At 60.3% G+C, this 19,484-nt stretch carries 21 protein-coding genes, 1 tRNA gene and 1 pseudogene; 10 read left to right on the top strand and 13 right to left on the bottom strand.

The window, feature by feature from the left end; genetic code table 11:
• A pseudogene (locus EN935_RS41780) lies at positions 1-168 on the bottom strand (3-dehydroquinate synthase); the annotation flags it as partial.
• Complete coding sequence (locus EN935_RS03185) at positions 165-776, bottom strand: shikimate kinase (protein ID WP_127262695.1); 612 nt, start codon at positions 774-776, stop codon at positions 165-167. The gene EN935_RS03185 and the pseudogene EN935_RS41780, both read right to left, overlap by 4 nt.
• 211 nt (positions 777-987) lie before the next feature.
• Here EN935_RS03185 and EN935_RS03190 point away from each other — a divergent pair, with 211 nt between their 5' ends.
• The 5 genes from EN935_RS03190 to EN935_RS03210 all read left to right on the top strand — a co-directional run bounded on the left by EN935_RS03190 (position 988) and on the right by EN935_RS03210 (position 4,904).
• Positions 988-1,140: a histidine kinase gene (locus EN935_RS03190; RefSeq protein ID WP_109671597.1), complete on the top strand. Its 153-nt coding sequence runs from the start codon at positions 988-990 to the stop codon at positions 1,138-1,140.
• A gap of 17 nt (positions 1,141-1,157) precedes the next feature.
• Entirely contained in the window at positions 1,158-2,093 is a 936-nt protein-coding gene (locus EN935_RS03195) for a site-specific tyrosine recombinase XerD (protein WP_127262694.1), read from the top strand.
• A gap of 99 nt (positions 2,094-2,192) precedes the next feature.
• Positions 2,193-3,143: an acetyl-CoA carboxylase carboxyltransferase subunit alpha gene (locus EN935_RS03200; RefSeq protein WP_109671595.1), complete on the top strand. Its 951-nt coding sequence runs from the start codon at positions 2,193-2,195 to the stop codon at positions 3,141-3,143.
• A gap of 216 nt (positions 3,144-3,359) precedes the next feature.
• Positions 3,360-4,658 (top strand): murein L,D-transpeptidase family protein, encoded by a 1,299-nt coding sequence (locus tag EN935_RS03205; protein ID WP_127262693.1) that lies wholly within the window; start codon positions 3,360-3,362, stop codon positions 4,656-4,658.
• A 9-nt stretch (positions 4,659-4,667) separates the two neighbouring features.
• The gene (locus EN935_RS03210) at positions 4,668-4,904 is read left to right on the top strand and encodes a sulfurtransferase TusA family protein (RefSeq protein WP_109671593.1); all 237 of its coding nucleotides are present in this window, start codon (positions 4,668-4,670) and stop codon (positions 4,902-4,904) included.
• A 9-nt stretch (positions 4,905-4,913) separates the two neighbouring features.
• Here the strand turns inward: EN935_RS03210 and EN935_RS03215 are convergent, their stop codons facing one another.
• Both EN935_RS03215 and EN935_RS03220 read right to left on the bottom strand, forming a co-directional pair.
• Positions 4,914-6,023, bottom strand: a complete 1,110-nt coding sequence (locus EN935_RS03215) for a GTP-binding protein (RefSeq protein ID WP_109671592.1) — start codon at positions 6,021-6,023, stop codon at positions 4,914-4,916.
• An 89-nt stretch (positions 6,024-6,112) separates the two neighbouring features.
• Positions 6,113-7,276, bottom strand: coding sequence for a D-alanyl-D-alanine carboxypeptidase family protein (locus EN935_RS03220; RefSeq protein ID WP_109671660.1), 1,164 nt, complete (start codon positions 7,274-7,276; stop codon positions 6,113-6,115).
• A gap of 216 nt (positions 7,277-7,492) precedes the next feature.
• Between EN935_RS03220 and EN935_RS03225 the strand changes: the two genes are divergently transcribed.
• The 5 genes from EN935_RS03225 to EN935_RS03250 all read left to right on the top strand — a co-directional run bounded on the left by EN935_RS03225 (position 7,493) and on the right by EN935_RS03250 (position 13,033).
• The gene (locus tag EN935_RS03225) at positions 7,493-8,656 is read left to right on the top strand and encodes a M20 aminoacylase family protein (RefSeq protein ID WP_109671591.1); all 1,164 of its coding nucleotides are present in this window, start codon (positions 7,493-7,495) and stop codon (positions 8,654-8,656) included.
• A gap of 85 nt (positions 8,657-8,741) precedes the next feature.
• A tRNA-Arg gene (locus EN935_RS03230) sits at positions 8,742-8,818 on the top strand.
• Between the two features lie 1,306 nt (positions 8,819-10,124).
• A complete protein-coding gene (locus tag EN935_RS03240) occupies positions 10,125-10,328 on the top strand; it encodes a CsbD family protein (RefSeq protein ID WP_127373169.1) in 204 nt (67 codons plus the stop codon).
• Between the two features lie 180 nt (positions 10,329-10,508).
• Positions 10,509-11,996: an ATPase domain-containing protein gene (locus tag EN935_RS03245; protein WP_126070715.1), complete on the top strand. Its 1,488-nt coding sequence runs from the start codon at positions 10,509-10,511 to the stop codon at positions 11,994-11,996.
• On the top strand, positions 11,996-13,033 hold the full coding sequence (locus EN935_RS03250) for a sensor histidine kinase (RefSeq protein WP_206438840.1): 1,038 nt from the start codon (positions 11,996-11,998) through the stop codon (positions 13,031-13,033). Before EN935_RS03245 ends, EN935_RS03250 begins: the two co-directional genes overlap by 1 nt.
• 42 nt (positions 13,034-13,075) lie before the next feature.
• Here EN935_RS03250 and EN935_RS03255 read toward each other — a convergent pair whose 3' ends face one another.
• From EN935_RS03255 to EN935_RS41390, 9 genes are all read right to left on the bottom strand, one after another.
• A complete protein-coding gene (locus EN935_RS03255) occupies positions 13,076-14,218 on the bottom strand; it encodes a PAS domain-containing sensor histidine kinase (RefSeq protein WP_245488826.1) in 1,143 nt (380 codons plus the stop codon).
• The gene (locus EN935_RS03260) at positions 14,211-15,005 is read right to left on the bottom strand and encodes an alpha/beta hydrolase (RefSeq protein ID WP_127373164.1); all 795 of its coding nucleotides are present in this window, start codon (positions 15,003-15,005) and stop codon (positions 14,211-14,213) included. Before EN935_RS03260 ends, EN935_RS03255 begins: the two co-directional genes overlap by 8 nt.
• A 484-nt stretch (positions 15,006-15,489) precedes the next feature.
• Complete coding sequence (locus EN935_RS03265) at positions 15,490-16,152, bottom strand: hypothetical protein (protein WP_126070727.1); 663 nt, start codon at positions 16,150-16,152, stop codon at positions 15,490-15,492.
• Positions 16,133-16,546, bottom strand: coding sequence for a phage holin family protein (locus EN935_RS03270; RefSeq protein ID WP_126070728.1), 414 nt, complete (start codon positions 16,544-16,546; stop codon positions 16,133-16,135). Before EN935_RS03270 ends, EN935_RS03265 begins: the two co-directional genes overlap by 20 nt.
• Positions 16,547-16,560: 14 nt before the next feature.
• Positions 16,561-17,079 carry a hypothetical protein gene (locus EN935_RS03275; protein ID WP_127373165.1) on the bottom strand — a complete coding sequence of 173 codons (519 nt, stop codon included), beginning with the start codon at positions 17,077-17,079 and terminating at the stop codon, positions 16,561-16,563.
• Positions 17,080-17,550: 471 nt separating this feature from the next.
• Positions 17,551-17,820 (bottom strand): hypothetical protein, encoded by a 270-nt coding sequence (locus tag EN935_RS03285; RefSeq protein ID WP_126070730.1) that lies wholly within the window; start codon positions 17,818-17,820, stop codon positions 17,551-17,553.
• A 72-nt stretch (positions 17,821-17,892) separates the two neighbouring features.
• Positions 17,893-18,141: a hypothetical protein gene (locus tag EN935_RS03290; RefSeq protein ID WP_057143639.1), complete on the bottom strand. Its 249-nt coding sequence runs from the start codon at positions 18,139-18,141 to the stop codon at positions 17,893-17,895.
• A gap of 406 nt (positions 18,142-18,547) precedes the next feature.
• Positions 18,548-18,814 carry a hypothetical protein gene (locus EN935_RS03300; protein ID WP_127373167.1) on the bottom strand — a complete coding sequence of 89 codons (267 nt, stop codon included), beginning with the start codon at positions 18,812-18,814 and terminating at the stop codon, positions 18,548-18,550.
• Between the two features lie 348 nt (positions 18,815-19,162).
• A partial coding sequence (locus tag EN935_RS41390) for a hypothetical protein (protein WP_206534490.1) occupies positions 19,163-19,484 on the bottom strand: 322 nt, incomplete at its 5' end.

The following is a 19,484-nucleotide window of genomic DNA, read 5'->3' on the forward strand; positions in this document are numbered from 1 at the left end:
GAGATGCACTGCCGCGACGTTGGCGTCGGTGACGACAGCGGCGCGTGTGCCCGGCAGGCGGCGCGAAATCTCCGCACCGGCCCGCGACAGCAGGCCGGAGCCGATCAGAATGTCGTAGGTCCGATCGCCAAGGCCAACTTCGACAACAACGGGTGCATCGACGCTCACGATTCCACCTCGCCTGTCGCGGCAGTCTCATCGATGCCGAAATGCCGGCACAGCGCGTCGACCACCTCGGCGGCGATGACCTCCTTACGGTCGTCGCGGGTCGGCACGGTGACATCGGATGTCGCGTAGACTGGATAGCGCTCCCCCATCAGCCGCTCCAGCACGGCGCGCGGGTCAGCGCTTTTCAGGAGCGGCCGGTTCTGTTTCTTGGAGACGCGCTCCATCAACAGGCCGAGCTCGGCCTTCAGCCACACCGACACGCCGTGCGCTGCGATCGCCTCGCGGGTCTGCGCGTTCATGAAGGCGCCGCCGCCCGTCGACAGCACTTGTGGGCCGTTTTCCAGCACGCGCAGGATGACGCGCTGCTCCAGCGCCCTGAACTCCGTCTCGCCGTAGCGCTCGAACAACTCCGGAACGGTCATGCGCGAGACGCTTTCGATCTCCTGGTCGCTGTCGATGAAGGGCAGCGCCAGCATCGTTGCCACCTTGCGACCGATCGCCGTCTTGCCGGCGCCCATCAGCCCGACAAAGACGACGGAACGGCTGCCCAGCCGGCCAAGCAGCGCGGCGTGGGTCTCGTCTGGAGGATTTGCTGGCAGCGCGTTCATCGGATGTTTCTAGGACCCTCTTTGCCGGCGTATCGACATGAAAAGCCCGTTTGCGTCAAGCGTAGCGAGCACTTCAAGCCCGATATGGGCTGGCTGACCTCTGCATCAGAAGTTGCTAACAAGCCTCAGCTTCTTCCTTGAATTGGCCGGATTGGCGTCCCATAAGGGGACAGGGTTTGGAAACGCAGAACAAGAAGACGGGCGAAAATTGATGCCGACACTGTTTCGCTTTGTCGTTACGCTCGCGATTCTGGCTGGCATTGCCTATGGCACGATGTTCGCACTGGTGATGTTCGTCGAGCCCAAGAAGGGGGAAATGACCGTGCGCATCCCTCCGGAAAAGCTCAATCCCAAGAAAAGTTGAATGACAAGGCAAGCTGAATGAACAGCGCCGCCCGCATCGAAGCCTTCCTGGAAATGATGAGCGCCGAGCGGGGTGCGGCCGAAAACACGCTTTCCTCCTACCGCCGCGACCTCGAAGACGCCTCAAGCGAGATCGATGGCGGGCTCGCCGGCGCGGCCGCCGCCGATATCCGCGCCTATCTCGACGACATCGCCGCTCGCGGCTTTGCCGCCACATCGCAGGCGCGCAAACTGTCGGCGATCCGCCAGTTCTTCAAATTCCTCTACGCCGAGGGCCTGCGCAGCGATGACCCGACCGGCACGCTGGACAGCCCGAAAAAGGGCCGCCCGCTGCCCAAGACGATGAGCGAGGTCGATACTGGCCGGCTGATCGACCGCGCAGCGCTTGAGGCCGACGATCCCAGGCTCGGCAAAGATGCCGCGCTTGGCAACAGTGAGTGGCTGGCGGCACTGCGCCTGCATGCGCTGGTCGAGGTGCTTTACGCCACCGGCCTGCGCGTTTCCGAGCTGGTCGGCCTGCCGGTGACGGTGGCGCAGCGCGACGACCGTTTCTTCATGGTGCGCGGCAAGGGCGACAAGGAGCGCATGGTGCCGCTCTCGGCCAAGGCGCGCACGGCGATGAAGACCTGGCTTGCCGCCCGCGCCAAGGTGCCTGCCTTCGCCGACAGTCCATTCCTGTTTCCGGCCGCCTCCGACAGCGGCTATCTCTCGCGCCAGGTCTTTGCCCGTGACCTGAAAGGGCTGGCGGCAAGGGCGGGCATCGCCTCGGCGAAGATCTCGCCGCATGTGCTGCGCCACGCTTTCGCCAGCCATCTCCTGCAGAACGGCGCCGATCTCAGGGCGGTGCAGCAGTTGCTCGGTCATGCCGACATATCGACGACACAGATTTACACCCATGTGCTGGAAGAGCGACTGGTGCGGTTGGTCAACGATCATCATCCGCTTGCCGACTAGGCCTCATATCGCTATGTGAGGACGACATTCCACCGCCCGGAGCCTTGTATTCAAGGGTTCCGTCAGCCATTGCCTTCCGACGTATCGGTCCGCTCACGCATGTACAATTACCTCGATTTCGAAAAGCCGGTGCAGGACCTCGAGGGCAAGATCCTCGAGCTGAAGAAGCTTGCCGAGAACGGCGAGGCGGTCGATGTCGGCGACGAGATCAGCCGTCTCGAGAAGCGCTCCCGCGACGCGCTGCGCGACGCCTACAAGGCGCTGACGCCGTGGCAGAAGGTGCAGGTGGCGCGCCATCCCGACAGACCGCATTGCGTCGACTACATCAAGGGCCTGTTCAACGATTTCACGCCACTGGCCGGCGACCGCAATTACGGCGAGGACCAGGCGATCGTCGGCGGCTTCGCCCGTTTCCGCGGCGAGCCTGTTGCCATCATCGGTCAGGAAAAGGGTTCCGACACGACCAGCCGCCTGAAGCACAATTTCGGCTCGGTGCGGCCGGAAGGCTACCGCAAGGCGGTGCGGCTGATGGAACTCGCCGACCGTTTCAAGATCCCGCTGCTGACGCTGGTCGACACCGCCGGCGCCTATCCTGGCGTCGGCGCCGAGGAGCGAGGCCAGGCGGAAGCCATTGCGCGCTCGACTTCGGCCTGCCTTGGCCTGAAAGTGCCGTCGATCTCGGTGGTCATCGGTGAAGGCGGCTCGGGCGGCGCCATCGCCATCGCCACCGCCAACCGCGTCTACATGCTTGAACACGCCATCTATTCGGTGATTTCGCCGGAGGGTGCCGCCTCGATCCTGTGGCGCGACACGACGCGATCGAAGGACGCGGCGACCAACATGAAGATCACCGCGCAGGATCTTCTGGAGCTGAAGATCATCGACGCCATTATTCCCGAGCCGCTCGGCGGCGCGCATCGTGGCGCCGAAACCGTGATTGCCGCGACCGGCGACCTCATCGCCAGGACGATGAAGGAGTTCGCCGGCGCCAACACCGATTTCCGCGAGCAGCGCCGTGAGAAATACCTGGCTATGGGCCGCAGCCTCTGACCGCAGGCAACCTTGCCCGCCACAATGTGGCGGCGCGGAGCATTTTTGCCACAAAAATGCCGCTGCATTCGGCTCAATGGGATTGCCGTCAGGGGACGCGTCGACACTTGCGGTAAGGAATTTTCAAGGTTAACGGGCTTAGGGTCCGTCGATGCGCAGTGCAGTAGCCGGGGCAAAGAAACGTCCGGCGCCAGAGAAAAGACGATATCCGCAGCCATGTTTGTCAAGCTTGCCCGCACCGGAATCCTGATCGCTGCCCTCGGCGTTGCCGGGTGTAACAATTCGTCGATGAAGGATTTTGCCCCGGAGGCCAACAAGCCGCTGCCCGACAAGATCCTCGCCGACATGAGAGCCAAGGGCATGGTCCGCACCTCGTCGGTGATGGCCCGCATCTTCAAGGAAGAGGGCAAGCTCGAGATCTGGAAGGCCAAGACCAACGGCCGCTACGACATGGTGGCGAGCTACGACATCTGCAAATGGTCGGGCAAGCTCGGGCCGAAATACACCGAGGGCGACCGCCAGGCGCCGGAAGGCTTCTACACGGTGCGGCCGTCGCAGATGAATCCGCGCTCGAACTACCATCTGTCCTTCAACATCGGCTTTCCCAATGCCTATGACCGCGCCAATGGCCGCACCGGTCAGAACCTGATGGTGCACGGCGCTTGCTCGTCGTCGGGCTGCTATTCGATGACCGATGCGCAGATCGAGCAGATCTATGCCTTTGGCCGCGACGCCTTTCAGGGCGGGCAGACCGAGTTCCAGGTCGAAGCCTTTCCATTCCGCATGACCGCCGCCAACATGGCGCGCTATCGCAATGACCCGAATTACGAGTTCTGGAAGATGCTGAAGGTCGGCTACGACAATTTCGAGATCACCAAGGTGCCGCCGAAAGTCGATGTCTGCGAAAAGCGCTATGTCTTCAACCAGGTCGCCGCCGACGGTGAGACATTCAACCCGACCGGCGCCTGCCCGGCGTCGACGCAGCCTGATTCGCTGAAAAGTGCCTACAATTCCTACATCAGCACCTATGACGCGGCGTTCAACGGCGCGGTCAAGGCCAGCGTGCCCCCACCCAAGCCGACCATCGCCGGCATCAAGGAAGCCAGCATCGTCTCCGACTGGTCCAAGCGCCGGGCGCGCGGCGAGCGCGTGCCGATCGATCCGCCGTCGCTCAACAACGATGGCTCGGTGACCGAGACGGCGCGCATGGGCCGCATCGATTCGCCTGCCGGCCGCAAGATGGCCGCCCTCGACGCCGAAAAGGCCGCCAAGCAGAAGGCCGAGGAGCAGAGGCTGGCTGCCATAGAGGCGGCCAAGCAAGCCAAGGAAGCCGCCAAGGCTCAGGCTCTGGCTGAAAAGGAGGCCGCGAAGGCCGCCAAGGAAGCCCCTGTCGCCACCGCGACCATCGCGGCCCCTTCCGAAGCCGCGCCAGTGGCCGAAACGCAAGCAGCAAGTGCCGACGAGAGCAGGGTGACGAAGCTGAAGAACAAGCTGCTCGGCATGTTCGGCGGTTGATTTTCACTCGTGGCTGACCGCGCCGCTGTCTATGACCTCAAGGGACTGAACTGTCCCTTGCCCGTGCTCAAGGCTAAGAAGCGCCTGGCCGGGATGCAGCCAGGCAACCGGCTGTGGTTAGAGACCACCGACCCGCTCGCCGTCATCGATATTCCGGCCTTCTGCTTCGACAGCGGCCACCAGTTGATTGAAACGGCGGCGGTCTCGGGCGGCCACCGCTTTCTGGTCGAGCGCGGCGTGTCGTAATCGTAGAGTTCAACGTCCGGCGATGGCCAGCGGATTGTTTTCCAGCGCCTCGCGATCGGGCGTGTCGATCGACGGCCGGTTGGTGAAGGCGGCAAACAGCCGGCGGATATAATCTTCCGGCATGTCGAGCGTGATCAGCACCAGCCGCGTGCCGCGCTGGCCGTCGGGCCAGGACGACAATTGCACCGGCGGATGCAGGATTTTCTGCACGCCATGGATCACCAGCGGCCGCGACGGGTCTTCCCTGAGTTCGATGACGCCCTTCATCCGCAGCAGATGCTCGCCATGTGTCGAACGCAGCAAGTCGAGGAACATCTCGATGGTCGAAAATGGCACCGGGCCGTCATGCACCAGCGAATAGGAGCGCACACGCTGATCGTGGCGATGACCATGGTCATGGCCATGTTCGTGATCATGGTCATGATGATGGTGGTCGTGATCATGCGCCGCTTCCTCGCCAAGCCAGCGCCGCACATCGGCGGATTTCGTCGCCGGGTTGTAGAGGCCGCAATCAAACAGCGCCGCCACGCCTGTCCCCGTGTCGGCGACATCGAGCAGTTCGGCGCCCGGATTGATCTGCCGCAGGCGTGCCCGCAGCGTTTCCAGATCGCCGGGGTCGGTGACCAGATCGGCTTTGCTGAGCACGATGCGGTCGGCGACGGCGACCTGTTTGACCGCCTCGACATGGGCGTCGAGCGTGGCGTTGCCATTGACCGCATCGACCAGCGTGATGACACCGTCGAGCCGGAAGGCCTGGACAAGTGCGGGATGCGCCATGATCGACTGCAGCACCGGCGCCGGGTCGGCCAGCCCCGTGGTCTCGACGATGACGCGGGCAAGACGGGCGATGCGGCCGGTCTGCAGCCGGTCGACCAGATCGGCCAGCGTATCGACCAGCTCGCCGCGCACCGTGCAGCACAGGCAGCCGTCGGAAAGCTGGATGATGCCGTCGGAAGACTGCTCGACCAGCAGATGGTCGATCGCCACCTCGCCGAACTCGTTGATGATGACCGCCGTGTCGGCCAGCACCGGATCCTTGAGCAGCCGGTTGAGCAGCGTCGTCTTGCCAGCGCCGAGGAAACCGGTCAGCACCGAGACGGGGATCGGGAAGCCGTTCATCGAACTCTATCTGTCTGTTTGAGCACGATCTCCAGCGAAAACCGGTATCCAAGTTTCGCTGACGCGGACCTTCGGTTCGGGATCATGCTCTAATTCGCAACCTTGGCCGGCTGGTCGCCTTGCGCGGCGGAGCCGGCAATCTTCGGGCCGGTGCCTGCCGGCGCCGGTCTGTCGGGCCGCCAGCTCGGGATCGGCACGTCGGTATATTCCTGCGCACCCTGGTCGAGCATGGCCTTCGGCGCCGGACCTGTGGCGCCGCCGAGGCCGACGGCAACCAGCGTCGGCACATGGTCGAGCTTTTCCTGATAGGGCGATTTCGGCACGTCCTTGGCAACGACCGGTGGTGCCTCGGACTGCTCCTGCGGCGTCTTCTTCTTGCAGACCTCGTCATGCATGTCGTTTGGCGAGACCAGATCGCCGTAGGGCGCCAGCGTGGTGACGGTGGCCGAGCCGGCGGCAGGCGTGTCAAAACCCTGGTCGAGCAGTTTTGCGGCAGTCTCAGCGCGGGTGACCGCCGATTTCTCGCCAAGCACGACCGCGACCAGCGTGCGCCCGTTGCGGGTCGCCGAGCCGATCATGTTGAAGCCGGAGGGGCAGACAAAGCCAGTCTTCATGCCATCGGCGCCGGGATAACGACCGATCAAGAGATTGTAGTTGGGAATCGCCTTCTTGCCGACGGCAAGGCCTTCAATCGAGAACCACGGCACATATTGCGGAAATTCGCGGCGGATCGCCATCACCAGCACGGCGAGGTCGCGCGCCGTCGTGTACTGGTCCGGCGAATAGAGCCCGTTCGGATTGACGAAATGCGTGCCATTCATGCCGAGCCGGGTCGCCTCGGCATTCATCCGCTCGGCAAAGGCTGCCTGCGAACCGCCGACATTTTCGCCGACGGCCATGGCGATGTCGTTGGCTGATTTGACCAGCATCATCTTCAGCGCATTGTCGAGCCGCATCACCGAACCCGGCTTGAAACCCATCTTGCTTGGCGGCTCGGCGGCGGAGTGTTTGGTCACCTTGATCGGCGAATCAAGCTGCACCTCGCCGGCCGCAAGCGCCCGAAAGGTCACATAAGCGGTCATCAGCTTGCTCAGCGACGCCGGATACCAGCGCTTGAACGCATCCTGATGCTGCAGGATCTTGCCGCTGCTGAGGTCGAACACAACCACCGGATTCGCCAGCGCCGGCCCGGCCACGACCGACAGCGCGATTGTGCCAGCCGAGAATAGTTTGAGGAAATGCCTGTGCCGCATGATCAAATCCGAAATCGCCTCTTGCCGTAGTCGCCCCTGGCTCCGTAAGATTTCGTTACGCGATCGCCAGCATGATAGGTCCGACCCTCAAAAACCGGACCGTATTGTTGCGGTGCTATTTACTCTATGTGACGCCAACATGGCAAAGTGCCCGGCGATCACAATTGCAAGGCAGCGGACAACACCCGCCTGTCCCAACAGCGAGATGGAACCATCATGCCAATCCTGAACCGTGCCGCCGAAATGCAGGACGAAGTTGCCGGCTGGCGCCAGCATCTGCACCAGACGCCAGAACTGAACTTCGATGTCTTCAAGACCGCTGCCTTCGTTACCGAGAAGCTGAAAGCCTTCGGCTGCGACGACGTGGTCACCGGCCTCGGCAAGACCGGAGTGGTTGGCATCATCCGCGGCCGCCAGGGCGAAGGCCCGACCATCGGCCTGCGCGCCGACATGGACGCGCTGCCGCTCAACGAGATATCAGGCAAGTCCTACGCCTCGACCATCCCCGGCAAGATGCATGCCTGCGGCCATGACGGCCACACGGCGATGCTGCTTGGTGCCGCGAAATATCTCGCCGAGACACGCAACTTCACCGGCTCGGTGGCGGTGATCTTCCAGCCGGCGGAGGAAGGCGGCGGCGGCGGCAACGAGATGGTCAAGGACGGCATGATGGAGCGTTTCGACATTTCCAAAGTGTTCGGCATGCACAACATGCCGGGCCTGCCTGTCGGGCAGTTCGCCATCCGCCCGGGCCCGATCATGGCGGCGACGGCCGAGTTCACCATCACCGTGCGCGGCAAGGGCGGCCATGCGGCGATGCCGCACGGCACGATCGACCCGATCGTCATCACCAGCCAGCTGGTCGGCGCCTTGCAGACGATCGCCTCGCGCAGCACCGATCCGGTCGAGGCCGTGGTGGTGTCGGTGACCAAGTTCCACGCCGGCGATGCCTACAACATCATCCCGGAAACCGCTGAAATCGCCGGCACCGTGCGCACCTTGCGCAAGGAAATCGCCAAGAGGTCGGAAGAGCGCATCCGCACCATCTGCGACGGGCTGGCGACCGCGTTCGGCGCCAAGATCGAGGTCGACTACCAGGCGAACTACCCCGTGACCTTCAACCACGCGGAAGAAACGGTTTTCGCCAGCGATGTCGCGGCCGGCGTCGCCGGCGACGCCCATGTCCACCGCGGCATCCAGCCGGTGATGGGCGGCGAGGATTTTTCCTATATGCTGGAAGCCCGCCCCGGCGCCTTCATCTTCATCGGCAATGGCGACACCGCCGGCCTCCACCATCCCGCCTACGACTTCAACGACGAGGTCATCCCGCACGGCATGAGCTACTGGGTGAAACTGGCGGAAACCGCGCTGGCGGCCTGATAGCATCAGCACAAAGGGCTGGCCGAATTGCCTTCGGCCAGCCTCTTGGCGAAACGATCCGAAGCGGCTATGTGTCGGGCCGCGTGGTCCCGTAGCTCAGTAGGATAGAGCGGCAGATTCCTAATCTGTAGGTCACAGGTTCGATTCCTGTCGGGATCACCATGCATTTCAAAGGCTTAGCGAAATGCTTCCGTACTTTTTTGCCAATTAGTACGGAAACTAGTACGGCGTTTTTGATGGTCAGTTAGCGGGGCCAGGACATCTATTCGCGTGATTTCGCGTTGCCTGCCTGCGGGAACACCCACCACCGATCCCAACTGTCGTGCATAAGTCGGATTTGGGAATGCCGCCCTCCTTCGCCGGAGAACAGGTGAACATGGTGGGCCCGGAGGGCGTATTAAAATCGTTGATTTTATTGATTTTTTCGTGGGCCAAAATCAGGAATCTTCCCGTATCGTTCTGCATAGTTCCGGTCTTCAACCTCGCGCCCAAGGCTGAAGCGCCGCTCAAAACGCGCCAAGAAGCCTGGCGCTCCCTGACAGATCGGCCCCTTGCGCGGCGACCGACAAAGATGAGCTGGGAATTGATTTCCTCTGCGTCAAGAGGGATCGCTAAGACGCTTCGCGACAGTCTTCAAATGCCTGGTGGCAAGCGCTGCATCGAATGCCCATCTGCTTCGGTGGAATTTCGAAAGGAGGAAAGGATGACCATGACACCCCAAGACGTTGTTTCGGTTCTCGGACGCGTAGACGACGTGACGATTGCGGAGATCATCGCGTCCGGTGCCTCTGTCGAGAAGTTAAGAGAGGCATGGGCCTGGGCCTTTGGTGATGAGGGCGTTGATGAGCCAGGTACGACCGCTGCCGGGAACACGAGTCGCAGCGCTAATCGACCTGATCGAGCCCAAGGACGAAGGCGACCTGGCAGATCCGGCCCAAGGGAACCCGGGCGTAGCGTGATGATGCCGCCGGCGGCTTGCCTAGCTTTCCGGTCCTTGCCCCGGTGACGCACCGCTTTGATGCTGCGGCGGTAGACTACCGCCGCAGTGATTCTAGCCCTCTGCCACCGGACCGGTGGGTCTTACCATCGACTTCACTGACTAGACGCGTCAGTCCTAGACCGTCCTTGGGCTTCCTGTTGCCGGCCGCGTCCCGGGAGAAGTCATCTGAGGGATCGGAACCGGTCTTCGTCGGATATTTCGTTGCTCCGGTTTCGCGATGGTTTTCCTTTACAAACATGTTTCATCCTCCTGTTGTTCATCGACAACCCACCCGACTTACCGAGTTCCGTTCACCTGAAACATTTCTCAGGTCCGCTCGTTGCTAGCACAGGTCTTACGAACGAAACAGCTTGCTGGCAGGACGCTTTCGACGCCCGCATTGAGGCGGGTGCAGTTAGTGAAATTCGTTGGGAACTCCGGTCGGATGACGGCGTTCTCACGCTATCTGAAACGGAGGATAGATTTGCCATGGACTGGAACCGTGTCGAAGGAAACTGGAAGCAGGTAAAGGGCAAGGTCAAGGAACAGTGGGGCAAACTCACCGATGATGATCTCGACCGCATTGCCGGCAAGCGCGATCAGCTGGAAGGGAAGATTCAGGAGCGCTACGGCATTGAGAAGGATCGCGCTCGGCGCGACATCGGCGACTGGTACGGCCGGCAGGGGTGGTAGGCTTCGGATCCCATGAACTGACCTTAAAAAGGGCGCTGCGGGTACAGCGCCCTTTTTTGGCTTCTCATTTACCAGTGGCCCTTTCGTAAAGCGTCAAGGCTTGGCCGCAACCGACGGATCTGGAACCACCAAAGGCGGCTGCCGTTATCTCCTTCTCGAAATTGGCCATTGGGGAATCAAGTGGACAGAGACGATGCGTCATCGATTGCTTCTGGAGTCAGCGGTCTCGATTACATCCTTCGTGGCGGCTATGCCAAAAACCGGTCCCATCTCATCGAGGGCAAACCAGGTTCTGGAAAAACGACCCTTGGCCTCCAGTTCCTAATCGAGGGCGCCAAGAACGGCGAGACATCCCTTTACATCACTCTGTCAGAAAGCAAGCGCGAACTGCTCTCGGTTGCCGGCCGTCACGGCTGGGATCTGAAGGGCGTGCAAATTCTTGAACTTGTGCCTCCGGAGCTTAGTCTCGACCCAGCTCAGCTCCAGACATTGGTCCATTCCTCCGAACTGGAACTCGGGGAAACCGTGCAGTCTGCCCTGGCCGAGATCGGACGCATCAAACCTGATCGCGTGGTGTTCGATTCGCTCTCCGAAATCCGGCTTTTGTCGCAGGGGTCGCTGCGCTACCGGCGTCAAGTATTGGCACTGAAGAGCTTTTTCATGCTCAACAATGTGACGGTGCTTATGCTCGATGACCTGACGGCCGAGCAGGACGACCTCAATTTGCATTCGATCAGCCACGGCGTCATTCGGATGGAGCAGCTGTCGCCCATCTATGGTGGAGAGCGTCGGCGGCTGCGGGTGATCAAGATGCGCGGCGTGCAGATCCGGGGCGGCTTTCACGATTTCGTCATTCGCCCAGGCGGGGTTACCGCCTTTCCGCGGTTGGTTTCAGCCGAGCATGAGATGGCCGAGCACAGTTCCCCGGCCATAAGCAACAACCAGATCGATATTCTGCTTGGCGGCGGCTTGGAACGTGGGACCAGCACGTTGCTGATGGGGCCGTCCGGCGTTGGCAAGTCCACCATTGCTTGCACCTACTGCCATGCCGCACTCACGCGTGGCGAGCATGTACTGGTGCTATTGTTTGACGAGACGAAGCGCATTTTCCTGGCGCGCGCCGCAGGGCTCGGTATGGATCTGGAGCCCTTTGCGAGTGAGGGCATGCTGATGCTGGAGCCGGTCAATCCGGCTGAGCTTTCGCCAGGCGAATTGTCTTCTCGCATCCAAGCGGCTGTGGAAGGGTCCAACGCCCGGATCGTCGTGATCGACAGCCTTACCGGCTACCTTAATGCCATGTCGGAAGAACAGCATTTGGTGCTGCAGATGCACGAGATCCTCACCTATCTGAACCAGAAGGCTGTCGTGACCATTCTGCTTCTGGCCAATCACGGCCTGTATGGTCAAATGGCCGCGCCGGTCGATATGACCTATCTGTGTGATTCCATCATGCTGTTGCGTTTCTTCGAAAACGCCGGCCGGCTGAGACGCGCCATTTCAGTTGTCAAGAAACGCGTCGGCCCGCACGAAGGGACAATTCGCGAGTTTAAGATCGGCGCTACCGGAGTGGCGGTTGGTGAGCCATTGGAACAGTTCCGTGGCATTCTGATGGGATCTCCAGAATTTGAGGGCAAACAGGGCGATCTTCTGAGAGACAAGGCATGGTGATGTCGTCGAGCCCCGCAGTGCTCGTGCTGGCGCCACTCGGCCGCGATGCGAAGATCGCGGCCTCCATCCTGGCGACGAACCAAATTGCCTCGCATATCTGCGACAGCCTGGAGGAAACCGTGTCTCTTTTGGATGAGGCACAGTGTCTTGTCGTGGCAGAGGAAGCCCTGATCAGTTCCGATCGAACCCGGTTCGCAGCCTGGCTTGAAAACCAGCCGGCATGGTCGGATTTTCCAATTGTGCTTCTGACCATGCGGGGCGCCGAAGTTGATACGCGGCTGGCATTTCTGGACCGCTATCTGATCGTGCTTGAACGGCCATTCCTGGCCTCGAGCCTTGCCAACTCAGTGCGCTCCGCCCTGCGCGCCCGCGCCCGCCAGCGGGAGGTCCAATCCTACATCGAACAGAAGCAGGAAGTCGCCGACCGGCAGAAATTGCTCATCCGCGAGCTTCATCACCGCGTCAAAAACACCCTGGCCAACGTGCGCGCCATGATGGGCGCTACGGTCAGGTCGAGCGGCAACGTCCAAGATTTCGTGCGTGATTTTTCAGCCAGGCTCGTTTCGCTGGCCGACACCCATTCGATGCTCACCGACGATTATTGGCAGACTGCATCCCTGCATAGACTGCTAGAAAGCGAACTTGGCCACTACGAGACGCACGACAGGCCGCGTATCGTTCTGGAAGGACCGAACGTCGCGCTTGTCGCTGACATCGCAATCCCCGTTGGGATGGCGTTCCATGAATTGGCCTCTAATTCGTCGAAGTTCGGCGCGTTGTCGCGGCCTAAAGGCCGCCTGGATGTCCGCTGGTCAGTCGGAACGTCCGGCGACACGCAGGTCGTCAATCTTGCCTGGCGGGAACGGGATGGGCCCGAGGTCGAGCAACCCAAGCGTCGCGGCTTTGGCACTACACTGCTGGAAAGGGTTGTTGCCGTGCAGTGTGACGCCAAGGTCGAATTGAACTACCATCGCGACGGCTTGCAGTTCACCATGGCCCTCCCGCTGCGCAACACGCGCCTTGTGCCGACGTATTGATCGCAGCTCGAAAAGCCTGATCTTCTCGGAATAGAAGAGTTGTCAGACGTCTATCGGCATAACGAAGGTGAAGCGGGTTTCCCCTACGTCAGAGATGACGTCAATACGCCCGCCATGGGCCTTGGCGATCTCGCTGGCGATATAAAGTCCAAGGCCCAAACCTTGTTTGCTGGCTTTCCCTTCGCCCCGATAAAACGGCTGGAACAAAGTGTCCATTGCCGCAGGAGAGATGGGAGGGCCGCTGTTGGCGACACTGACCGTCAGTTGGCCAGCCCGTGTCGTTACGTCGATGCGGACAGGTTCAACCGGGTTGCCATGGATTATGGCATTGCCGAGAAGGTTGGAGAACATCTGCGCGATGCGCGCGTGGTCGACAGCGACTGGAACATCGATGTCCAGGTGCATCTCCAGCAATCGCTCCGGCACGACGGCGCGAATTTCGTCAATCGCTTGCCGAAGTGTGGGCTCAAGCGGCTTGCTGGCGTCAAGGTTGACAGCCATCCCCCCACCCAACCGGCCGCGCGCGAAATCCAGCAGGTTGTTGATCAAACCGCTCATCCGCAACGTACTGCCTTGGATGAGACGCGCCACCGTGGCGATGCGTTCGCCGGGCTGCTCCCGCAACACCAGCCTGACGCCTGCGTCGATCGCGGCCAGCGGATTGCGCAGATCGTGGCCGAGTACGGCAATGAACTGCTCGCGCAATTCTCCCTGTTCGCGCTCAGCGACCCATCTTTCAGTCAGGTCGCGATTCCTGGCGTCTGCGGCCGCTCGCGCGTCAGCCAGTTCCCTCTCATAGCGCCGACGCTCGGCCGCGGGGAATATCGTTACCCTCGTGAAAAGAAGATCGCCGTTCGGCGCTCTTCTTTCGCTGGCATTAGCTAGAACCGGCAGCTTTTCGCCGGCCGCGGTCATGACATCCAAGGCCACTTCGTTGAAAAAACCTTGCATGCGCAGAAGCGGTGCGAAATGGGTCTCGTAGAATATGCGTCCTCCGACGGTGAGAAGGTCGCGGAGCCGTCGCCCGACGAGCTGATCCTTGGAAAATCCGGTCCACCGGCAAAACGTCTGATTGACCTTGACGATCAGGCCTTCCGACGAAAGCGAAAAATATCCACACGGCGCGTTTTCGTAAAGGTCCTCGAGATCCTCTGCCGACGCATTGGGTTCGCCAGCATCAGACAAAGGAACGGATGGCCCTGACGACTTCATCTGGCGCGCTGAGGTTTGGGCAATGTCCACTTGCTATCAAATAAACGATCCGGCTGCCGGAGATGTGCTCGTGCACATACTCGCCGACCCGCTCCGAGGCAATTATGTCGTCGGCGCATTGCAGTATGAGCGTATCCGCGACAACCTTCGGCAAATCAGCGCGGTTGTCTGACATGAATGTAGCGCGGGCGAACTGGCGGGCAATCTCCGGGTCTGTGCGGCAGAACGAAACGGTCAACTCGGCGCCCAGCTCAGGCCGGTCCGGATTGCCCATGATCGCCGGCGCCATGGCCGCCGACCAACCCATATGATTATCCGCCAACCCTTCCAGAAGCTCCTCGATCTGTTGCGACGTGAACCCGCCGAAATAGCCTTCGTCGTCGATGTATCGAGGCGATGGACCAACAAGCACCAGTTTGCTGAACAGTCCAGGCGCTCTTTGCGACGCCAGAACACCGATCATCGCGCTGACCGAGTGGCCGACAAAAATGGCATCTCTCCAGCCGAGTTCGCGGCCCATATCGACCACGTCGTCGGCGTAACCATCGAGCGATGCATACTTTGCGGAATCATAAGCCGAAAGATCTGAACCGCCTGCGCCCACATGATCGAAAAGGATAGTTTTGAAGTCCTTCTCGAAGGCAGGGGCAACGAAGCGCCACATGTTCTGATCGCAGCCGAAGCCGTGCGAAAAGACGATCGAAGTCGTCCCGCTGCCGGCTTGGCGCACATTGTTTTTCTTCAAGCTGGATGCAGGCATGGTCTCTGCTCGTTGAATGGCTTCGGAAGAGGCCGCGTTATCGGATGAGGCCAGCACAGTCTATATCAAATGATATCTGTTTTTGCCGAGCCAAGAAGGCACCAGGCAGGCCTCGACCGCATCCGGATGATCAGAAAGGTCCAGCGCCCCGTTCGTTTGCAGCGAGGGCACGTGCGCATCGCCGAGGCGCCTCGCGACGGCCGAGAGGTCTTCCTGGGCAGGAAGCACTGACCAAGTCCCATATATTTGTGATCGACGCTCGCATTGTGAGTCCGTAGGCATGTAACGGCGTCCATGAGCAATGCGCCAGAACTTCCGATGTTCCGACCGGGTGCGCCCTGCTGATTTGTGAACTGGGTCGGAGCTCTTCAGTGCAAACGCTTAGCCTTTTCAGGCGAGAGGCACGAGCGCTCTCGATTTGAAGACTAGACTGCTTAACCTGGAGGAATCGGCGCACGGCTTTTTCCACGGACCGCCTACTCGCTCAGTGCTGGTCGCCGCCGTCCTTTGCGCTTTCGAAATAATCGCCGACCGCAGCCATAAGGACCAACAAGCCGGCGGAGTATCTGGCGAAGCCGAACGCCTGCGCCGCTGCCAGTTTCGCACCGCGCGAATGCTGGGTCATAAATTCGGCAGCGGCATTCTGGACTTCTTCCCCCACTTTCCCGAACAGCTCACGCTCCTTGCAGGTCGGCTCGAACGAACGGCCAATAACGTGGCCGATGAACAGCCCTCCTGCGGATCCGGCAAGTACCTTTGCTCGGGCCAGATTGGTGATGGCCTTTCGCGGGGTCTCCACGTCAGGAATGGACACGCGACCCAAATGAGCGCCTGTGTCGAGTGTTTCGAAGTCCAGCGCAGTAGGGTTTGCGAGATCCTTGCCGCCTTCGGCACTTTTTCTGCCTGCTTCAAAAATCGCCACGGCGCCCAAGGCGACCGCTGCCGCCGTGCCCCCGTTTTCCTTTATGGCGTTTGACACACCACCAAAGACCCCGGAGACCTTGTTCTTTGCGTACCGTGTGGTCACGTCGACCAAATGGCCGGGTTGGAGGCGACGGCTTATTTCGGCGACAGGCCCAAAAAGGGCCTGCCGTTCGGCCCGGCTTCTCGCCATGATCTCGCTGAGCTCATCGTTGCGCAGTGCCATAGCGTATCCCCTGCTTCAATGCGGCCAGATCGCTTCGGACCTGGCTTACAGTCTCGATGGGTGTGATAGTCCATCCAATGAGTGCTCGTTTGGCCAAGTAGAGCGAAAGCAAACCTCCGCCTATCAAGATCACGCCGACTGTGAAACAGGCAAACATAGCGCCGATACCGAAAGAGATCATCGCGAGGATCAGAAACTGGACCAGGGCGAAAGCACCCAGGACGAAGAGGATGGCCGCTGCCACCCCGCATGCACCCGACGACACGATGGTCGACATTTTGCTCCGCATTTCCGCCTCAAGCAGACGCAAATCCAGACGCATCAACGATGCGAATTTCGCGATCGCTTCGTCAACGATGCTGCCGAAGGGTCGGCGATCGATACCGTCATCCATCTGGCCAGCCTCTCTCAGGACCGATCCGAACTGCGCATGATGCGGGTCAGCATCACTCCGGCGAGAATCCCGACTCCAAAGAACGCGGCCGGCTGGCGCTGCGCGAATTTCGTAACGGAGTCGAATAGCTCACCGACGTTGCGATCTCTGATGTCGGTCGAAATCCGTTCCACACCTTCGGCCGCGCTGCGCACCATGCCGGCAACGTGGGGCGATTGCTTTTCAATGTTGTCAGCCGCTTCCTTGACGGAGTGCGCGACGTTGGCAATCGCATCGGCGCCGGCGGTCTTATTCGTTTCGACAGCCTCCTTGAACGCACCGGCGGCGTCGGAAGCGACAGTGCCGGCATACTCCTTGGCATCGGTCGATACAGAAGCAGCAGCAGTTTTCAGGTGTTTCGCGGTCTCGGAAGCGCTCGTCTTCAATTTGCTGAGAGCTTCCTTGCTTTTTCCGGCAGCTTTGTCGTCCGCCTGCCATCCGTTCTCGTTAGATAAGCCGGTCCCGGGGAAGTCGTTTGTGTCTGGCGTGTTCACGATGTTTCACTCCTGTTGATTGGAAATGAACTTCGCCACTGACCGGCGGTTCCGGCCTTTGCAGAATATTCCCGTTTTTTCCCCCTGCGGGGCCTCTCACCGGCGTCGACGTCGCCCGGCTGGTCGCACGAAGATCATTGGGGAATCCCATGCAGCCTCCCACTTGGAGCTGCTGAAAGCAGCGCGCGTATGCCATTTGGCAGGGGTAAGGTTGCCCCGGATTGCGACCACGAACGGCATTGGCATACCGCCAGGACGAGATTGATCGCAAGGCCGCCCTTCCAGGCACAGCAGATGGCGCATTCTCGGGAACGCGCGAGGTTGCGAGTTCCGGCGTCCTGACCGTGGAAGCACTCGCGATGCCTACAGACATAGCCGAGGAGAAGGCTCAGCATCTGATTGATCGACTTGGCGATGACCGCGCAGCGATCGAGGTAGCAGCGCGGAGCTTGGCAGTCGGAAACTTGAATTTCAGCAAGTAAGAAATCCGCGCCGCTCGCTGCCAACCGGCACCCCTATCCGCCAGCCTGTCTTGATCTTTTGCGGCTCTGCATTGGCAACAGCGAGGAAAATGCTGTCGAGCAGATCCTTGTCGCGAAACGGCTTGGCGAGCAGCGGCACATCCGTTGGCCGATCGGCGATCTCTTCCGCGTCGGCATAGCCCGTGATGATAACCGCAGGCCAATCGGAACGCAGCGTGCGTGCGAAACGGATGACGTCCACTCCGGATACAAGTGGCATGGCAAAGTCGGTAACGATGACGTCGAAATCGTCGGGAGCGCGTTCGAACGTGACTTCCTTGCGGTCGCCGGGTTAATGGCTTGCCATGGAAGGATGGCCCGGTGCATCCCTCCATTCAAGCGTGATGGTGAGGTGCAGATGGTGTCGGCCTGCTTCATCACAAACGTTGAATTCGAAGGCGCGTTTGGTGCCGTCCGGATGTGATTCCCTCATGATTGCTGCGAGGGCGCGAAGTCCTGCCTCACGCGCGTCATGCACGTCGACAAGATCGTTTGGATCAGCGATATCGGCATCCGGTACGTCGAAGAAATATCTCGCCATGGCCGTCTAATTTGCGGGATTGGAAAAGGTTCAATGTTGAATTTTTTCCGACCGCACGCACGAGCGATCCGCAAGGCACCCCTTTGGAAGAACAATTCTAGCGGTAATGCCACTTCCTGGCACGTCGGAAGTTGTCCTGCTGTTCCAGGAATTGGCTGGATCGAAAAATGCTGAGGTGAGGCAATGAGTGAGGTTCGTCGGAGCGAAGTGAAGCGGATCGACCAGTTGGCAGAAAGCGCCACTGCCGACTTTCTCCGCCGCTCGTCGCTTACATATTTGGAATGTTGCATTGCAGTAATGCTTACCCATCTCGGTCGTGAGGAGGTAGCGGCAATCCTCGAACGAGAAGCGAAAGACCTGCGGGAGTTTGGGCGACGGCGCTGACGGTGGCGGGTCAGCTCGATGCTCAGCGGGATCCAGTTTCCGGAACATCCAGATGCAGGGCTTTTAACGCGCGAGCCGAGCCATCGAATTCGATCGCAAATCCAGCATCGACAGCAATCAGCGCGATGACATCCTCAAGCTCCCGATCCGTATGTTCGTCAAGCGGCAACGTCTTCCTAAGGCTGTGAAGGACGTCAGCTATAGAAATACAGGGATGATCCACATTGCCAATTAGACAGCTCACAATCGCCTGGCGGATCTTCGACGTATTTGGCTTTTGCTCCGGCACGAATGCACCCTCCTGCACTAAGCGCGCAGGGCTCTTGAACCCGTGCCCCTTGCTACATCAAATGAGACTGGCACGCCGCGCGCATCGCATGTTTTCGCCAGCAATCGCTCCAACTCATGGTCGGTTGCCATACAGTCCGGCATTACCGTACTGATGGTGCGGATCGCCTGCGCCATGGACATGAACCGACCCTTGCTCCTGGACATAACGTAAGCTTCAGCTGCCTTCTCGACCGTAAGCGCATGAAGAGTGTGGGTCATCTTTAGCCTCCCTAATTGACCAAGGTAGACATGGTTCTTTGCGGTCTTCAAGGCTCGGCATGACTCCGAACAGTCCTGACAAGGCCAGTCATGCCGATCCGAAATCACGCTCACCAAGTACTGCGGCAAATGGCATCACGAGAACGACGCTGCCGCTCAACGGCGGCGGTTGGCACCTGTAGATTTTACGCGGATATAGGCTCGATGAGCCGATGGGAAAAAGGTCCGGCATTGATCTAGACGACGAAGTTTTCCAACAAGCCGGCAAAACAGGAGGCTGCAAGCAAAACGTCGAATCGACAACGAAAAATTTGAACGAGCCGATCGCGAGGCGCGCAAGCTGATCGATGCCGAACGCCAGGCCAGAGATGCCAAGACCGCCCGGCTGAGAGAGTTGAGGATCAGCGCAG

It is taken from the genome of Mesorhizobium sp. M7D.F.Ca.US.004.03.1.1 (genome assembly GCF_003998635.1).
In the GTDB taxonomy this organism is placed as follows: domain Bacteria; phylum Pseudomonadota; class Alphaproteobacteria; order Rhizobiales; family Rhizobiaceae; genus Mesorhizobium; species Mesorhizobium loti.

Bases quoted from the DNA above. Each gene is read 5' to 3' on its own strand.
- EN935_RS03240 (WP_127373169.1), top strand. From the start codon at position 10,125: ATGGACTGGAACCGTGTCGAAGGAAACTGGAAGCAGGTAAAGGGCAAG.
- EN935_RS03195 (WP_127262694.1), top strand. From the start codon at position 1,158: ATGAACAGCGCCGCCCGCATCGAAGCCTTCCTGGAAATGATGAGCGCC.
- EN935_RS03290 (WP_057143639.1), bottom strand. From the start codon at position 18,141: ATGGCGAGATATTTCTTCGACGTACCGGATGCCGATATCGCTGATCCA.
- EN935_RS03205 (WP_127262693.1), top strand. From the start codon at position 3,360: ATGTTTGTCAAGCTTGCCCGCACCGGAATCCTGATCGCTGCCCTCGGC.
- EN935_RS03220 (WP_109671660.1), bottom strand. From the start codon at position 7,276: ATGCGGCACAGGCATTTCCTCAAACTATTCTCGGCTGGCACAATCGCG.
- EN935_RS03260 (WP_127373164.1), bottom strand. From the start codon at position 15,005: ATGCCTGCATCCAGCTTGAAGAAAAACAATGTGCGCCAAGCCGGCAGC.
- EN935_RS03190 (WP_109671597.1), top strand. From the start codon at position 988: ATGCCGACACTGTTTCGCTTTGTCGTTACGCTCGCGATTCTGGCTGGC.
- EN935_RS03185 (WP_127262695.1), bottom strand. From the start codon at position 776: ATGAACGCGCTGCCAGCAAATCCTCCAGACGAGACCCACGCCGCGCTG.
- EN935_RS03200 (WP_109671595.1), top strand. From the start codon at position 2,193: ATGTACAATTACCTCGATTTCGAAAAGCCGGTGCAGGACCTCGAGGGC.
- EN935_RS03215 (WP_109671592.1), bottom strand. From the start codon at position 6,023: ATGAACGGCTTCCCGATCCCCGTCTCGGTGCTGACCGGTTTCCTCGGC.
- EN935_RS03285 (WP_126070730.1), bottom strand. From the start codon at position 17,820: ATGCCACTTGTATCCGGAGTGGACGTCATCCGTTTCGCACGCACGCTG.
- EN935_RS03250 (WP_206438840.1), top strand. From the start codon at position 11,996: ATGTCGTCGAGCCCCGCAGTGCTCGTGCTGGCGCCACTCGGCCGCGAT.
- EN935_RS03270 (WP_126070728.1), bottom strand. From the start codon at position 16,546: ATGGATGACGGTATCGATCGCCGACCCTTCGGCAGCATCGTTGACGAA.
- EN935_RS03265 (WP_126070727.1), bottom strand. From the start codon at position 16,152: ATGGCACTGCGCAACGATGAGCTCAGCGAGATCATGGCGAGAAGCCGG.
- EN935_RS03225 (WP_109671591.1), top strand. From the start codon at position 7,493: ATGCCAATCCTGAACCGTGCCGCCGAAATGCAGGACGAAGTTGCCGGC.